The sequence below is a fragment of the uncultured Sulfuricurvum sp. genome, assembly GCF_937936435.1.
GTDB lineage: Bacteria > Campylobacterota > Campylobacteria > Campylobacterales > Sulfurimonadaceae > Sulfuricurvum.
This window is the reverse complement of record NZ_CALDDG010000108.1, coordinates 1-15,913: the sequence shown is the minus strand read 5'-3', so window position 1 is coordinate 15,913 and position 15,913 is coordinate 1. Positions and strand designations below refer to the sequence as shown.

Here is a 15,913-nt window from a genome sequence, read left to right as displayed (position 1 = left end):
TAGATATGACGCATAATTTCGCTCAGTTTTCGATCCACTTTGTTAAAGTCCCATTTTTCCATAGAGGCGTTTTGAGACATCTCGAATTCGCTAACCGCGACTCCTCCGGCATTAGCCGCTTTGCCGGGTGCAAAAAGAACTCCTTCGGATTGAAACAGATCGATCGCTTCGGGTGTCGTCGGCATATTCGCCCCTTCGATCACCGCACGTACGCCGTTGCCGATAAGTGTCTGGGCGTCAATCAGACTGAGTTCGTTTTGCGTCGCACACGGAAAAGCGGCGAAACACGGATAACTCCAAGCCGCATGTCCCCCTTGGGGATAATCTTCTTTCTTGATATAAACGGCAGAGGGAATCGCATCGATATAATGGATCAAAGAGGCATGCCGTTCGTCCCCTTTAAGTTCTTTAAGAATTTTGAGATCGATGCCGCGCGAATCGTATATCGTCCCTTCGCTATCGCTGCACGTGATTACTTTTGCACCGAAATGTTCTAGTTTTTCGATCGTATGGATGGCGACGTTGCCCGCTCCGCTGACCGCGCATGATTTACCTTCCAGCGATTCGTGCAACTCCTCTTTCAGCAGCTCCGCTGCAAAATAGACAACACCGTATCCCGTAGCCTGAGGACGCAAAAGCGAACCGCCGAATGCGTAGGGTTTGCCGCTGAGAACCCCGTCATAACTGCGGGTGATCCGTTTGTATTCACCGTACAAAAATCCGATCTCGCGTGCTCCGACTCCGATATCCCCTGCCGGAACGTCGATACGCGCTCCGATATAAAGGTGCAGCTCACGCATAAACGCGCGGCAGAATTTCATAATTTCGAAATCGCTTTTCCCTTTCGGATCGAAATCGCTTCCCCCTTTGGCTCCGCCGATAGGCAATCCGGTCAACGAATTTTTAAATATCTGTTCAAATGCCAAAAACTTCAAAACTCCGATCGATACGCTCGGATGAAACCGCAATCCCCCTTTATAAGGGCCGAGGGAGTTATTAAATTGAATCCGATAGCCGTTGTTGATCTGAACCCGGTTTTGATCGTCCACCCATTGGACTTTAAACTGGATGATCCGGTCAGGCGTCACCAACCGTTCCAAGATAGCATAGGTCTCATAGCGTGAGTCGCCGTTGACTATCGGCTCCAAAGAGTGCAATACCTCGCTCACCGCCTGCAAAAATGTATTATCGATAGCGCAGTTTGACTTTTCAAGATTGGCTAAAATTTTATCGACCATAATATTATCCTTTTTTTCCCCTGTCATTAAATACCGACGTTGCTAGTTTCCGAACTGAAAAACTTCACAATGCTCTCGCAATAGTTTTCAAACCCTTCAAAACCGTGATTGCCGCCCTCTTCGATCACCACTTTCCCATCGGAGAGTTTTTCAACCGCTTCGGTGTAATCGAGCACCTCGTCACCCGTCTGCACCAACAAGAGCGTTTTTTCCCCACACGGAGGATTCACGTCGTATTTTCGGAGCATATCCAAATGGCTTCCGTTCCATTCATAAACACTCTGATCGTAAAAACTCGGAACGTACTCCAATGCTTTTTCCAGTGTCCGATACGGATGAATAGCCGGATTGATCAATACGCAGGGAATATGATATTTATGGGATAGATACAGGGCATAATACCCCCCCAAAGACGAACCGACCAGATAAACGTTTTCAGTCGCTCGGAACGCCTCGATCAGCTCTTCGAGCGTCGTAATCGCCAAATCAGGGATCGTTGAGAGAGAGGGGGCGATAAAGCGGATATCGCGTTCTTGGCAATACCGGCGCAGGATATTCGCTTTGGCTCCCATACCGTGGCTTCCGAAACCGTGGATATAGATGATCATTTTTAACCTTTTATATTTTGAAACTTTTTATATTCAATTTTAATTTTTGAAGCTTTTAGTATTCAAAGAATTTTTACATTCATTGTTTTATCATCAACTAAAAATTTTAATTGTTCAAAACACCCTGTTTCTTTGATAAGTAACAATACCAGTACCCCAATACTAACCGCCCATAACAAACTAAACAAAGAACCGATTAAAAAATATTCTGCTTTACTTTGATCATCCAACTCTTTATATCGTGCGATAGTTTTTAATGCTACGACAATCCCAACTAATGACCATTCTTGAATAAGAATAGCAATGAAGATAAGTAAACGTTCTAATGTTCCAATTAATTGCCCGTTTTGAAAAAAGGATTCTGTTTCATCGTTTTGATTGGATAATTTACCTCGATTTCCCAGTATTTTTTTAGCTATAAAATTTCCAATATACGACAGAAATCCCAGAACAACTACTATGAATAATACTTCGTCATAATATTTTAAAACAGGATCGGTCATTGTAATATATCCTTGATTGAAACAAATATTTTTTGAAATAATTTGAATTTTGATCTCTCTTCATACCCATAAACCGATCTCTCCGAGACTTGCATCGACTTTGCAATTTCATCAATTTCCTGATGCAACACTACTTTACGATATAAATATTCAGATTGTTTAAGTGAAACCTTCATCTCTTCAATTTCACTTAGCAATAAGCCAATACCATTCAAAGCTATTTCAATTTTTTTATTCTCTTGAATATAAAAACGATAACGATTAGGATCTTTTTTGTCGTTTAATGCTTCGTAAGTCTCAGTCAACCCTTTACCCATCATATTATTTGCCGATGAGCTATTTATTACCGTTTCAATATCGCCATATCCTATTGCGAAACGAACTTTTATATTTTTATAGGTGAAATAAATATTGAGATAATAAAGAAGTTGTAATGTTGAAACTATATCCTTCATCACAACCTGAAATTCATCGCCGATTTTTATCTGTAAAGGTGACAAAATATCTGTTGCGAATATATCATTTGCTTTTTTAACAATTTCATTGAGATCATTCCATAGAAGTGCAGAGTCTTTTTGTCGACTCTTAATCACGTCACCCATTAATATATACTGCATTTGTGATCCTCAATACTACTTATTGATGAACCATTATAGCATTTAGAAAGAAAAAATAGTATTTTTGAATATTTTTATATTCAATTTTAAGTTTTGAAGCTTTTTATATTCATTTTATTCTTTTGAATATTTTTTCTTCGTGATTCGTTAATCCCACCTAAGCAGAAATAATAAAGATTATTTCAACTCGCCCCAGTGATTCCCGATATGCATTGAAGTTTTCAACGGAATCCGCAGTGGCATGATCGACTCCATCACGTCGACAAACCGTGCCGCATACTCTTCGGCCATGTCCGCATCGACCTCGAAGATCAATTCATCGTGAATCTGAAGCAGCATACGCGCGCGCAAACTTTCGGAACGGATCATCGCGTCGATTTTATTCATCGAAAGCTTGATGAGATCCGATGCGCTCCCCTGAAATACCGTATTGACCGATTCGCGCTCATATGCCGCTTTGAGCATCGGGGTTGCACTCGCGAAATCGAAATAACGCCGACGATGGAGCAGCGTCTCCACGTATCCCATCTCTTTGGCTTGAACGACGATACCGCTGAAATACCCTTTGACGCTCGGAAAGGTTTCGAAATAGCGCTCGATAATCTCTTTGGCTTCTTTCGTTGTAATCCCCAATGTATCGGAGAGTTTTTTCTGCCCCATTCCGTATAACAATCCGAAGTTGACCGTCTTGGCGATATTACGCTTGCGCGGTGCATCCTCTTCTCCGAAAAGGGCGATTGCCGTTTGCATATGGATATCATGCCCTTCGTTGAACGCATTGACCAGTACGGCATCGTTACTGAAATGGGCCAATAGGCGCAATTCGATCTGTGAATAGTCGATTCCGATCAGTTTTTTACCTTTTGGAGCGACAAATGCTTCACGTATCCGCATCCCCAATGCCGTTTTTACCGGAATGTTTTGGAGATTCGGATTTTTGGAACTGAGCCGTCCTGTCGCCGTACCTGTCTGAACAAATGACGTGTAAATGCGCGATGAAGGATCGTTTTGAGCCAGTGCGATCAACGGTTCGATATAGGTCGAATAGAGTTTATGATACTCGCGGTACTGCAAAAGCATCGGAATCATCGGGTGTTCGTTTTTCAACCCTTCCAGAACCTGTTCGTCCGTACTGTAGCCGGTTTTCGTCTTTTTACCGTGAGGAAGCCCCAGTGTCTCGAATAAAACCACACCGAGCTGTTTAGGAGAGTTCAGATTAAACACCGTTCCGCAGGCAGTATAGATTTGTTCGCTCAACGAAGCGATTTCGTGGGCAACCTCTTTTTTAAATACTTCCAATACCGCCGTATCGACCGCAATCCCTTCACGCTCCATCCTAAGCAGTGTCAGGGTAAAAGGGAATTCAACTTCAAACGCTTCGTCGAGCGCTTCCTGTCCCCCTTTTAAGAGAAGCTGTTCACGGAGTACTTCATACAAACGGTAAGTAATATAAGCATCTTCTCCGGCATATTTGCAGGCATCTTCAATCGCCACCGAAGCAAAACTTTCCCCTTTTTTAACCGTATCTTTAAAATGGATCATTTCATGGTGTAACAACGACTGGGAGAGATTATCCATCGCAAGCGAACGGGCTGAGTCGGTAAGCCATGCCATCACCATCGTATCGGCGTGGATATTCAGTCTCTCCACTCCCAAAAAACGTGTGACAAAATGGAGATCGAACTTGATGTTATGTCCGATGACCGGGCGGGTGAAAATAGCCGTAATCGCTTTTTTTGCCGCTTCGGCTGAGACTTGATTTCCGACACCGAGATAACTGTGTGCCAGTGGTACGTAATACCCCTCATTAGCGTTAAAACTGAAGCTGAATCCCACCAAATGATCGATTCCCGCATCCAGTCCCGTGGTTTCGGTATCGAATGCAACCGCTGCGTCGTGAGGAATCGAAGCGATCAGAGCTTCAAGCGCTTCGTCCGTATCGATGAGAATACTGCATCCCTCGGTCGTTTCACACTGTATAACGTTATTTTTTGCCGATTCTGACGTTTGCGAAACCGACGGCTGCGACTCCTCAAACAGAGCTTTTGCCTTCAGCGTGCGCAAAACCGCATTCATCTCATAATGGACCAGATCGTCATAAATCGGGAGAAACGGATTATCAAAGTGCATCGCAAACGATTCAAAATCGAGTGTCTCGAATACGTCGTCTTTGAGACGTACCAGTTCGCGGGAACGAAAGGCATCTTCCCGGTACGTTTCCAGTAAACCGCGGATTCGGGGCGGATTGACTTCGTCAAGCCGCTCATACATCGCATCGAGCGTTCCGAACTGCGAGAGGAGTTTTTGTGCCGTGACTTTGCCGATCCCTTTAACACCGGGAACATTATCGGCCGTATCGCCGATCAGCGATTGGTAATCGATAAATTGTCGCGGATGAACTCCGTACTTTTCATCGCAATGACGCTCGTTCATCACTTTTTTGCTGATCGCATCGACCAATACGACACGGTCGTCATCGATCAGTTGGTAGAGATCTTTATCGTGCGAAACGACACGGACGAGATAACCGTATGCACGCGCCTGACGGACAACCGAAGCGATCATATCGTCGGCTTCATAGCCGCTTTGGGAGAGCGATTTATATCCCATTTTATCGATCCACTCAATCGCGACGGGGAGTTGTTTGGTCAGTTCTTCGGGAGCGGGTGAGCGATTGGCTTTGTACAAGGGATCGATTTCGGCACGGAAACTCGGCCCTTTGGCATCAAGGGCGAAAATAAGATAGTCGCTGCTGTGGTCTTTATGCAAAGAGGCGATAAAGTTGATAAATCCGGTCAATAGACCGGTCGGGAAACCGTGTTTGTTGCTAAGAGGAGGTAGAGCATAAAAACTGCGGAAGAAAAATCCGAACGTATCAATGACGGTGACGGTTTTCTGAGCCATCGAAAAATCTATTTCACACGGATTTTTTCAAGAACCGAATCGATCGCCCCTTGGAGTTTAGCAACGTCATAGCCTGCCGCTTCCGCTTTTTTGAGTCCGAAAGCGATCCCATGCTCGCCGAACGGATTGTTGATCGGAACAATGGTTTTGATGATATTGAGTGCGTTAGCGAACTCTTTGACCTCTTCAGGAGCTTGTTGCGGCATATCGGAAAATTCGATCATTTCGACAAATTCTCTGTCAAAATTCCAGTGGGTAAAGATGGCAGCGGTGACGGTTGCCGTCGTTTCATCGACATACGAGCGCTCAACTTTCGCAATATCGATGGCGATTTCGATATCCGATTTAAAGTTGGTCGCCAAATCTTCTTGGATAACATCGCTTGCGATAATGATTTTACCCGTCTCCTGCAAAAATGCCGCCAAAAAGAGTTTATCCGCTTTCGCACGGTCGATCTTCGTGTACCATGCATGCATCAATGCCGCCTGAATCGAAGATATCTCCGCAAAACGGTCCGAACTGATCCCGTAAGGCTCCATATCGACGTTTAACAGTTTACGGACAGAATTTCCCAAACCGATTGAACGGGTCATACTCATTCCAAAGAGCGATACGGCCTGAGCGACATTGCTAATCTCCCGTCGAAAACTGTACAAAGGGGAATTAGCGGCTTTGAGTAAATTGGCAACAATCATAGGGTCATGTTCAACCGTCTTCACAAGATCATTGATCGAAGAGTTCGGATCGTTGCAGACACGCTGCATGTCAATGACCGTTTTCGGGAGCGGCGGCAAAGATTTAATACTATTGATTATCGAGCTTTTCATTCACTATCCTCATACAAACACAATTAAAGATATTATAGCCTATTTAACTCAAGAGCCAAATATTTTCCGGTGAAACTTCCGGTCTTTTCCCATTCGGCCGCAACCTTTTCGGGGTTTCCTTCCGCAACGAGCAATCCGCCGCCACTGCCTCCTTCAGGACCCATATCGATGATATAATCGGCGTTTTTGATCATGTCCAAATTATGTTCGATGACCAGTACGGAATTACCCAGTTCTACAAAGTTATGGAGAACTTTCGTGAGCCGGTTCACGTCGTCAAAATGCAATCCCGTCGTCGGTTCGTCCAAAATATATAGTGTCGAACCGGTATCTTTTCGGCTCAGTTCCTTGGCCAGCTTGATCCGCTGTGCCTCTCCTCCCGAGAGGGTAACCGCATTTTGCCCCAGAGTGATGTAATCGAGCCCGACATCACTCAGGGTTTGAAGAATTGTTTTAATTTTCGGAATCGGTGCGAAAAATTCGAGCGCCTCTCCGACGGACATGTTCAAAACATCCGAGATCGTTTTCCCTTTATACTCGACTTGAAGCGTCTGAAGGTTATAGCGGCTTCCGTGACACGCATCGCACTTGACCATAATGTCGGGCAGGAAGTGCATCTCGATCTTGATCTCTCCTTCTCCCTGACATTTTTCACACCGCCCCCCTTTGACGTTGAAACTAAACCGTGACGCCGTATACCCTCGTATCTGCGCTTCTTTGGTTTTCGTAAACAGATTACGGATTTCATCCATGACGCCCGTGTACGTCGCCGGATTCGATCTCGGAGTTCGTCCGATCGGGCTTTGATCGAGATAGATCACTTTATCGAGTTTATCCAATCCCTCTACTTCAACTCCCGCGACACGGTTGACCTTACGGGCATGATTAAGGATTTCGCGCGTTACAGGCAGAAGCGTCTGAAGGATCAACGAACTTTTCCCGCTTCCGCTGACACCGGTGACACAGACGAAATTATGAAGCGGTATCCGAACGCTCAAGTCTTTAATATTATTCAATGAAACATTTTTCACGCTCATCCATACGTTCTGTTCACGCCGGTAAAAATATTCGATTTTCTTACGGCCTGAGAGGTAATCCGCCGTTAGCGTATTGCTTTTCTTCATCTCCTCAAGCGTCCCGGCAAACACGACGTTTCCGCCGAATTTACCGGCCCCCGGACCGATGTCGACAATGAAGTCGGCATTTTCAATCGTCTCTTTATCGTGCTCGACGACGATGACGGTATTCCCTTTTTCCTGTAACGAACGAAGCGTCCGGATCAGCTTGAGAGTATCGCGTTCATGCAAACCGATACTCGGTTCATCCAGAACATACATTACCCCCGTCAAACCGCTTCCGATTTGGCTGGCGATACGGATACGCTGTGCTTCTCCCCCGCTGATCGTCCTAGCGTCACGGCTGAGAGAGAGATACCCCAATCCTACGTCATAGAGGAAAAAGAGCCGCTCGCGGATTTCATTGAGAATCGAAGCGGCGATCATCGCCTGCTGATCGCTGAATTCTTCAAATGTTTTCGGGTCTGCAAACCATGCATACGAATCTTTCAGCGGCATCGAGATCACCTCTCCGATCCCTTTTTCCGCGACTCTTACCGCCAGAGATTCGCGTTTGAGACGGTGCGAATTACAAACATTGCAAGGCTTTTCGGACATATAATCGGCAAGATCTTTTTCGTCTTTGAAAATATCGTATGCGATACGGACGATCCCCGGCCACACCCGTTTGATCGGGTGATCTTTCCATTTAAACTCCACTTCGTCCACGCTGCCGTGTAGGATCGCTTTTTTTTGATGCTCTTCGAGGGTATAAAACGGAGCCGTAATACTGATCCCCTCCGCGACACAAAAAGCTTTCAAAAAGGTAAAATAGTACCCTTTGTTAAATCCGTAAACGATCTTCACCGCCCCTTTTTCGATCGGCAAGTCGGCATCGATAATTTTCTCATAATCGAGAGCGTAGCGTATTCCCAGACCGTCACATTCGGGACATGCCCCTTTAGGAGAGTTAAAAGAGAATGAGAGCGGTTCGAGAGGATCAAAACTCACCTTGCAGTCGAAACAGGCGCTATGTTCGCTGTAGTGAACCAAATTGTCGCGCAACCCTACCTCTTCATGGTTTTGAATCTCGATCTCCACTTCGCCGTACGACTCTTTAAGCGCTTTTTCGACGTCCTGGGCAACACGGTCGTGGTTATCGTCACGGATAACCAAACGGTCGATCACCACTTTCAGCGTATGCTTTTTGGTTTTGGAAAGTTCGATCTCTTCATCCAGCCGAACCATAACCCCGTCAATCATGGCACGGACATATCCTTTGTGCCTCAACGACTCGAGGATATCGGCAAAGGAACCTTTTTTTTCCCGTACCAGCGGAGCCATAATGACGATTTTCGAATTTTCGGGGAGTTTAAGCACCTGATCGATGATATCCTGTGCCGACATTTTTGAAATCTTTTTGCCGCATAAATGACAATGCTGTATACCGACCCGTGCGTAGAGCAAACGCAGATAGTCATAAATCTCGGTGATTGTTCCTACCGTCGAGCGGGGATTTTTCGAGGTGGTTTTCTGATCGATCGCAATCGCCGGGGTGAGCCCTTCGATCTTATCGACATCGGGTTTTCCGACACGGTCCAAAAACTGACGGGCATAACTGGAGAGCGACTCGATGTATCGGCGCTGTCCTTCGGCATAAAGGGTATCAAACGCCAAAGTCGATTTCCCGCTTCCGCTGATTCCGGTGCAGACAACCAGCGAGTTTTTCGGGATTTCCAGTGAAATATTTTTCAGATTGTGTTCCCGGGCGCCGATGATTTTGATCATATCCATAAAGTTACTCCACTATGAGTTTGTATGCCGTAATGACAAAGATGATAATATAAAAAACAACCAAAACACTTTTGTAATGATTCACCTGAATTTTATTCAGCAGCCAAATACCGCCGATAATTCCGATTATAGAGCTTAATGCCATAATCATTCCTGCCTGATAATTGACCAATCCAAGCCATGAGAGCGTAATGAAAGCCGAGATCGAGGTAAACATCACAAAAAAGAGCCCGACAGCAGACGCTTTTTTGAGCGGAAATCCCATAAAACTGACCAAAACGGGAGTCATCAGAATCGACCCGCCGACACCGAGCATCCCCGAAAAGATTCCGATTCCCCCGCCTATCGCCGTATACAGCGGTCGGTTCACGACTTCAGGACGGGTCGGCACGGGCGATGAGAGCGCCAAACGCCCGAGAGTAAAAGCGACTATCCCCAAAAAGAGCCATTCCAAGATGCTTTCATGGAGTAATTTGACCAAAATCCCGCCGAGAATCGCTCCGAAGATACCGCCGTATCCGAAGTACTGAATCTCGCCTACCGAATAGGTCTGCTTTTTATGGTGAATCCATGCCGCCATCAAAGAACCCACCACCATCTGCATGACGGAAATACCGATCGCTTCTTTGATCCCGAATCCCAAATACAGGAGAATCGGGACGGTAACCGTCCCCCCTCCTATACCGAAGAACCCCGACAAAGCTCCCACTCCGACACCTAAAATAGCCAGTTCGATTATCATATCTGTCCGTTCATCGTTTTGTATCGCGCGATTATACTCGCTTCACCCTTCAAGAAAACCCCTTTTCGTTCACTTGATTTTACGCTATAATCAATTCTCATACTAAAACCCTATCGTAAACGAGGAAGCATGCTGCCGATCATTTTACAAGCTGCCGAGAATTTTTGTATTCATCAGCTGCGCTTATCCTGTCAGCCTATCACCGATTCCCCTCAAAAGAGAACACTTCTTGCTTATATCGATGTTGAAGCCGGTGACGGAACCTCGCATAGAGTGTTTGTAGGGTGTGATTTTGTATTGATGCAAATGATTACCGAAATGTTTTTAGGTGAGGACGAAAGCGATGAACAAACCCTTATCGACATGCTTCTGGAGACAACCAACATGATCGTCGGAAGCGCAAAAGTCCTTGCCGAAGAGTCCTATGAACAATCGATGACGATTGCGACACCTTTTTTTGTTTCCGAAGAGGTATCTCAAAACCGTCTCGGTGAGATGCAGCGACTCGGTATCGAAAACGGCGAAATGATGATTGCATTGCAAAGGCTTTAAGAATGAGTGATACAGCAACACCGGAACCGCAACCCGTACTTTTAAAAGAGAATCATCCGTTTGATGCCGACAAAGAGCTTTCATGGATGGATTACGAAGGGTTGCTGGATATGGAGGTCGAATTTGTCGCCGATCTGGGACAAACGACTCTATCATTGGGAGAAATTCTCAAACTCGAAAAAGGGTCCGTTATCGATTTGGGTAAACCCGCTGGTGAGAGCGTCGAATCGTATGTCAATCGCCGTATCATCGGAAAAGGCGAGGTGATGGTCTACGAAAAGAACCTCGCCATCCGTATTAATGAAGTTCTTGATTCGAGTGCCGTACTTTACTACCTTTCAAAAGAGAGACTATGAAATTAATCATTGCCGTTTTACTGCTCCCCGTTTTGTTGTGGGGTTCAAAAATTCTAAGTTATAACGTCTATGACCGCAACGACAGAGTCGACGTCATGCTGACGTTCGATACTCCCTACGAAGGGGTATTGCGCCAAAGCCGACAGGGAAATACCGTCATCGTCAAACTCGAAGAGGCTTTTATCGACGGTTCCAAGATCAAAAATGTCAACTCGAAATATCTGGAAAAGTTGACTATTGCCCCGCAGGGTGAACACATCGACATCATTGCACAGGTAGCTAAAGACGTGACGATGCAAGCTTCCAAGACATCCGATTCTTACGGGCTTCGTCTCCGCTTTATCCCCCCTGCGGCAACCGACACTGTTACACAAACTCCTCCGGTCGATGAAACTGCCCTATCGGGGCTTCCGACCAAAAATAACAATGAGTTCGAACAGAGTTATTACGTTGTAATCGCTATTTTGGTGATCGGTATCGCAATATTGTTCTGGCTGAAACAAAATATTGCCAAACGTGCCGCAACGATTCAAGCCGAACCTAAAACGCCGTGGCTTTTCAATAAAACGGCATCCGAAGCGAAACCAGCTTCTGCCGCACCGATAAAAACGCCTTCCGATGCGGGGGGAGTGCATATCCGCTTCCAAAAAACGCTTGATCCCGCCCACACTGTCGCCATGCTCGATTACGGCACACAAAGCTATTTGGTTCTTCTTGGGAACAACACCCTTCTTCTCGACAAGTTTCAGGATAATATTCCGATTACGCAAAACGAATTCGAAAGCCTCCTACAGTCCAAACATCGCGAACTGGACGGCTATTTTCAACTGGCTCCCGCACAGGATGAAGCCTTCGATTCTTATAAAGAAAAAGCTTCCGGAGCCTATTAAAAAACCGCCCTATCGGGCGTTTAACGCTATCACACGCGCCAAATCGCTGTCCATATTCAAAAGATGGTTTCGGAACCAGTCTCCGAGACGGTCTCTTGCATACGCTTTGGCAAACATCAATCTGCCGCTCTGCGCTTTCTGCAAAAAATATCCCATCTCGTCCAATGCCTTTTGATGCTCGGCCACGTGCTCTTTATGATTAGGATAATCGAGATGCGACATATCGGATTCTTCCTCCGCAAAATGCTCTTTCGTATGGGCAATCAACCCTTCAAAAGCTGCACTAAACGTATCATCCGAAGCCGATTTCAAATTTTCAAAAAGCTCCCAGAACTCTTCATGCCGACGGTCTATCGATTCGATTCCAACTTTGAGAGATTCCGAAAAATGTGTCATAAAGAACCTTTTTTATCCATTAGCATTCAATTTTCATTCTATCGGCGGATAACATCGCTCTCTTTGACCCATAAGTTTTCATCATCGGCCGTACGTTGCCACACGCGGTTGACGAAATATCCGGTAATGTGAACCCATCCTCCCTGCGGCACGCCGGCGGTAAAAGAGCGTCTCTCCTCCCACGTATCGATCTGTCTTCCGCCCGGTGCATTATAAATCGGCGCGTTCACCGCCATACGGTATGCCGATGCCCCTTTTTTCGCCGAAACGGCGGTAGTATTTTGTGCTTTTGACGTTTCAGCAGTCAATTCCTGTTTTACATTTTGAACTTTGCTCGGTGTTTTCAGCACTTTATCCGCTGTTTTTGACGAAGCGGCTTTTGTAGTCGCAAGAGAGTGCGAATTCTTTTGCGGTTCATGCAATACTTTGACGTTTTGAATCGCTTCTAAGGATTTTGTCGTACTTTTTTCCGCTGCAGCCGGACGATCCCGATAGACAATTTTTTCAACTATTTTTTCGACCGGTCGGTCTTTATACACTATTTTTTCTACAATCTTCTCTACCGGACGATCCTTGTAGACGACTTTCTCGACTACTGAAGGCGCTTTCGTATTTTTAGCATTATTTTTTAAATTGGCAATCGTTGTTTGTGCCGCAGAGAGTTCTCTTTGCAATGCGACGATTTTATCGGTCGGCTCAACAATTTTTGTAATCACCTTGGCTGATTCTGCCGGGCGCTCTTTGTAGACAACTTTTTCAACGATTTTTTCGACTGGGCGGTCTTTATAAATGACTGTCGGTACTTTAGAGGCGGAAGCATTATTTTTCAGATTAGCGATGGTGGTTTGAGCCGCCGCCAATTCACGCTGTAAAGCGATGATTTTGTCTGTCGGTTCTACTACTTTCGTGACTACTTTTTCATTACTACTCTTCTGCATATTCGCTTTTTGCAATTGGACGATCAATGCGTTTGCCTTCGTCAATTCATCTTGCAGTGCTTTTATTCTGCCGTTTTGATCGGATGATACGGCAGCCACAGCTTTACTCTCTTTCGTATCGCGTGTCTCTAAAGAGGTGTTATTCTGTTTACCGATTCTACCCTTTGCATCGGCGAGCTGTTTTTCCAATCCGATACGTTCTTTCCCCATTTTATCCAAAGTATTTTTGAGGCGTTCGATTTCTTTTTTGGCATCGACGAGAGAACTGGTCAGTTTTTGACGCTCAATCCGGCTTACTTTGATCGTATTGGCTTCGGTGCTCAACGCATCGGCACGTGCGGCCGCTTCGCGATATTTTTTATCTCTGGAGGTCAATGTCGTTTCCAGACTGCCGATGATCCCTTTTTTTTGAGATAATTCACGCTCGAGCGCATTATTGCGCTTTTTTAAAAGTTCTAGCTGCCCGGTTAGCTCTTTGATCTGCGTTTCTAGATTTGCGATACGGCTTTGATACCCTTTGACTTTTCCCTCGGATGTTTTGCGCTGGTATTCGCACTCATTGTATTTTTTCGGATCGATCCCTAAGACGGCACTTTGCCCCTGCCGACACTCTTCATACTTCTGTCGCAGTTTGGCAACCTCGTCAAGAATGCTTTGGCTATTTGCACCGTAGAGATGAAGCGCCGCAAGCGCACTGAGTAAAATAATTCTCATAGCGTCTCTTTTTTAGTGAGTTTGACACCCATTTCCAGATGATGGGTATAAGGGAATTGATCGAATGCCGCCATCGCCGTAACCATATGGGTTCGGCTCAGTATCTCCAAATCGCGAAGGAGTGTTTCGGGATTGCATGAAATATAGAGGAGATGCTCAAACCGCGACGCAAACGCGCACGGCTCCTCCCCTAATCCTGCACGCGGGGGATCGACAAAAAGGGTTTTGAGACGGTAATCGCTGACTTTCAGCCCTTCCAACCGCCGGAATTCGCGAACGCCGTCAAGCGCTTGGGTAAATTCCTCAGCAGATAAACGGACAAATTCGATATTTTCGACGCCGTTGAGTGCCATATTCTGTTTCGCTGCATGGATAGAAGCTTTTGAAATCTCCGTCGCCAGTACACGCTCAAATTTGGTTGCGAACGGAATCGTAAAATTCCCCGCTCCGCAGTAAAGCTCCAGCAAATCACCGCCGATCCCCTCCAATTGAGCCAAAGACCATTCGATCATCTGTTCGTTGACGCGGGGATTAGGCTGCGTAAAACTGTTTTCGATATGGATGTAGCGGTACTCACGATCGTTAATACGGAGTTTTTCAGTAATATAATCTTGAGATAGAATAAGTTTTTGTTTACGGCTACGTCCGATAACGTAGACGCCTAAGCGTTTTTCAAGCTCCTGAGCGTTGCTCTTCCACTCATCATCCAGCGCTTTATGATACAGCATGCTGAGGGTAATCTCCCCCTCTTGCGAAGCTAAAAAATCAACACCGAAGAGTTTATGCCCTATCCCTAAATCATTGATGTGCGCAAGAAGCTTATCCATAACCGAAGCAATAGTGGCTGAGACAATCGAACAGTGCTCGATTTTTAACGCCCCCTGACGATCATGTCGGTTCATCGCATACGAGATACCGTTTTCATCATGATAGATTTTGAATTCGGCGCGGGATCGGTACCGTTCGGGAGGAGAAGGACAAATCGTAATCCCTCCTGAAAACAAAGGGGCGAACATTGCTTGAACCGCTGAAACTTTTCGTTCCAGCTGTCCTTCATACCCCTCTTCGTAATCGCGGCAGCTCCCGCAGATACCAAAATACTCACACTGCACCTATATAACCCTCTTTTCTATTTGACACTGGCGATCAGATTGCCGATCAGCAGGTTCCATCCATCCACCATGACAAAAACGAGTATCTTGAACGGCATCGAGATCATAACCGGAGGAAGCATCATCATCCCCATTGACATCAGGATCGACGCGACGACCATATCGATGACCAGAAACGGTAAAAAGAGGAGAAATCCGATCTCGAACGCCGTTTTTAATTCACTGATGACGAATGCCGGAATGACAATCGTCAACGGAACCTCTTTGATCGATTGCGGATTTTCCATATGGCGAATCCGTAAAAACAGTGCCAGATCTTTTTCCCGTGTATTGCGCACCATGAAGTTTTTAAACGGCTCGGTCGTCTTTTCAAATGCCTCGTCGTAGGTTATCTTCTCTTCGCTGTAGGGCTTGATCCCCTCGTCATACGCCTTGGTCGCTACCGGTTCCATAACAAAGACCGTCAGAATCAAAGCCAGCATAACCAACAGCTGTGTCGGCGGAACCTGCTGTGTCCCTAAAGCCTGACGCAAAAACCCGAATACGATCACAAAACGGGTAAACGTCGTCATCACCAGAACCAGACTCGGTGCCAGAAAAAGGACGGTTAATACCAATAAAAAGATCGGAAGAGCGTCGTGTAGGGAAAGAGTGTAGATCTCGGTGG

Annotated in this window: 14 protein-coding genes; 3 read left to right on the top strand and 11 right to left on the bottom strand. The window is 45.8% G+C overall.

The genetic code is table 11. The features are described 5' to 3' along the window. The 8 genes from gdhA to Q0389_RS10265 all read right to left on the bottom strand — a co-directional run. The coding region (gene gdhA / locus Q0389_RS10300; protein WP_298693949.1) for an NADP-specific glutamate dehydrogenase at positions 1–1,238 on the bottom strand (1,238 nt) is incomplete at its 3' end. Positions 1,239–1,264: 26 nt separating this feature from the next. Further along, a complete protein-coding gene (locus Q0389_RS10295; protein ID WP_298693947.1) occupies positions 1,265–1,846 on the bottom strand; it encodes a YqiA/YcfP family alpha/beta fold hydrolase in 582 nt (193 codons plus the stop codon). 62 nt (positions 1,847–1,908) lie between these two features. Then, positions 1,909–2,349: a hypothetical protein gene (locus tag Q0389_RS10290; RefSeq protein ID WP_298693945.1), complete on the bottom strand. Its 441-nt coding sequence runs from the start codon at positions 2,347–2,349 to the stop codon at positions 1,909–1,911. Continuing rightward, positions 2,346–2,966, bottom strand: a complete 621-nt coding sequence (locus Q0389_RS10285; protein ID WP_298693942.1) for a SatD family protein — start codon at positions 2,964–2,966, stop codon at positions 2,346–2,348. The genes Q0389_RS10290 and Q0389_RS10285 overlap by 4 nt, the downstream gene beginning before the upstream one ends. Before the next feature lie 177 nt (positions 2,967–3,143). Next, complete coding sequence (gene polA / locus Q0389_RS10280) at positions 3,144–5,870, bottom strand: DNA polymerase I (RefSeq protein WP_298693940.1); 2,727 nt, start codon at positions 5,868–5,870, stop codon at positions 3,144–3,146. An 8-nt stretch (positions 5,871–5,878) separates the two neighbouring features. After that, positions 5,879–6,697 carry an HDOD domain-containing protein gene (locus tag Q0389_RS10275; protein WP_298693939.1) on the bottom strand — a complete coding sequence of 273 codons (819 nt, stop codon included), beginning with the start codon at positions 6,695–6,697 and terminating at the stop codon, positions 5,879–5,881. A 32-nt stretch (positions 6,698–6,729) separates the two neighbouring features. Next, positions 6,730–9,546 carry an excinuclease ABC subunit UvrA gene (gene uvrA / locus Q0389_RS10270; RefSeq protein WP_298693938.1) on the bottom strand — a complete coding sequence of 939 codons (2,817 nt, stop codon included), beginning with the start codon at positions 9,544–9,546 and terminating at the stop codon, positions 6,730–6,732. Positions 9,547–9,550: 4 nt separating this feature from the next. Next, entirely contained in the window at positions 9,551–10,288 is a 738-nt protein-coding gene (locus Q0389_RS10265) for a sulfite exporter TauE/SafE family protein (RefSeq protein WP_298693936.1), read from the bottom strand. A gap of 129 nt (positions 10,289–10,417) precedes the next feature. On the opposite strand from Q0389_RS10265, the gene Q0389_RS10260 reads away from it, so the two are divergent. Genes Q0389_RS10260 through Q0389_RS10250 form a run of 3 tightly spaced genes read left to right on the top strand, consistent with a single transcriptional unit; the run spans position 10,418 to position 12,086 of the window. Next, positions 10,418–10,840 (top strand): chemotaxis protein CheX, encoded by a 423-nt coding sequence (locus tag Q0389_RS10260; RefSeq protein ID WP_298693935.1) that lies wholly within the window; start codon positions 10,418–10,420, stop codon positions 10,838–10,840. A gap of 2 nt (positions 10,841–10,842) precedes the next feature. Then, the gene (gene fliN, locus Q0389_RS10255; protein WP_298693934.1) at positions 10,843–11,196 is read left to right on the top strand and encodes a flagellar motor switch protein FliN; all 354 of its coding nucleotides are present in this window, start codon (positions 10,843–10,845) and stop codon (positions 11,194–11,196) included. Beyond that, positions 11,193–12,086: a hypothetical protein gene (locus Q0389_RS10250; RefSeq protein WP_298693933.1), complete on the top strand. Its 894-nt coding sequence runs from the start codon at positions 11,193–11,195 to the stop codon at positions 12,084–12,086. The genes fliN and Q0389_RS10250 overlap by 4 nt, the downstream gene beginning before the upstream one ends. Before the next feature lie 9 nt (positions 12,087–12,095). Here Q0389_RS10250 and Q0389_RS10245 read toward each other — a convergent pair whose 3' ends face one another. From Q0389_RS10245 to trmA, 3 genes are read right to left on the bottom strand one after another with little or no spacing between them, the layout of a single operon-like run. After that, the gene (locus Q0389_RS10245; protein WP_298693932.1) at positions 12,096–12,482 is read right to left on the bottom strand and encodes a hemerythrin family protein; all 387 of its coding nucleotides are present in this window, start codon (positions 12,480–12,482) and stop codon (positions 12,096–12,098) included. Positions 12,483–12,520: 38 nt separating this feature from the next. After that, on the bottom strand, positions 12,521–14,134 hold the full coding sequence (locus Q0389_RS10240; RefSeq protein WP_298693931.1) for a hypothetical protein: 1,614 nt from the start codon (positions 14,132–14,134) through the stop codon (positions 12,521–12,523). Then, positions 14,131–15,246 carry a tRNA (uridine(54)-C5)-methyltransferase TrmA gene (gene trmA / locus Q0389_RS10235; RefSeq protein ID WP_298693930.1) on the bottom strand — a complete coding sequence of 372 codons (1,116 nt, stop codon included), beginning with the start codon at positions 15,244–15,246 and terminating at the stop codon, positions 14,131–14,133. The genes Q0389_RS10240 and trmA overlap by 4 nt, the downstream gene beginning before the upstream one ends. Positions 15,247–15,913 lie beyond the last annotated feature (667 nt).

Excerpts from the sequence above, each read along its gene's own strand:
- Q0389_RS10295 (WP_298693947.1), bottom strand. The coding sequence starts at position 1,846 with ATGATCATCTATATCCACGGTTTCGGAAGCCACGGTATGGGAGCCAAA.
- Q0389_RS10290 (WP_298693945.1), bottom strand. The coding sequence starts at position 2,349 with ATGACCGATCCTGTTTTAAAATATTATGACGAAGTATTATTCATAGTA.
- Q0389_RS10285 (WP_298693942.1), bottom strand. The coding sequence starts at position 2,966 with ATGCAGTATATATTAATGGGTGACGTGATTAAGAGTCGACAAAAAGAC.
- polA (WP_298693940.1), bottom strand. The coding sequence starts at position 5,870 with ATGGCTCAGAAAACCGTCACCGTCATTGATACGTTCGGATTTTTCTTC.
- Q0389_RS10275 (WP_298693939.1), bottom strand. The coding sequence starts at position 6,697 with ATGAAAAGCTCGATAATCAATAGTATTAAATCTTTGCCGCCGCTCCCG.
- uvrA (WP_298693938.1), bottom strand. The coding sequence starts at position 9,546 with ATGGATATGATCAAAATCATCGGCGCCCGGGAACACAATCTGAAAAAT.
- Q0389_RS10265 (WP_298693936.1), bottom strand. The coding sequence starts at position 10,288 with ATGATAATCGAACTGGCTATTTTAGGTGTCGGAGTGGGAGCTTTGTCG.
- Q0389_RS10260 (WP_298693935.1), top strand. The coding sequence starts at position 10,418 with ATGCTGCCGATCATTTTACAAGCTGCCGAGAATTTTTGTATTCATCAG.
- fliN (WP_298693934.1), top strand. The coding sequence starts at position 10,843 with ATGAGTGATACAGCAACACCGGAACCGCAACCCGTACTTTTAAAAGAG.
- Q0389_RS10250 (WP_298693933.1), top strand. The coding sequence starts at position 11,193 with ATGAAATTAATCATTGCCGTTTTACTGCTCCCCGTTTTGTTGTGGGGT.
- Q0389_RS10245 (WP_298693932.1), bottom strand. The coding sequence starts at position 12,482 with ATGACACATTTTTCGGAATCTCTCAAAGTTGGAATCGAATCGATAGAC.
- Q0389_RS10240 (WP_298693931.1), bottom strand. The coding sequence starts at position 14,134 with ATGAGAATTATTTTACTCAGTGCGCTTGCGGCGCTTCATCTCTACGGT.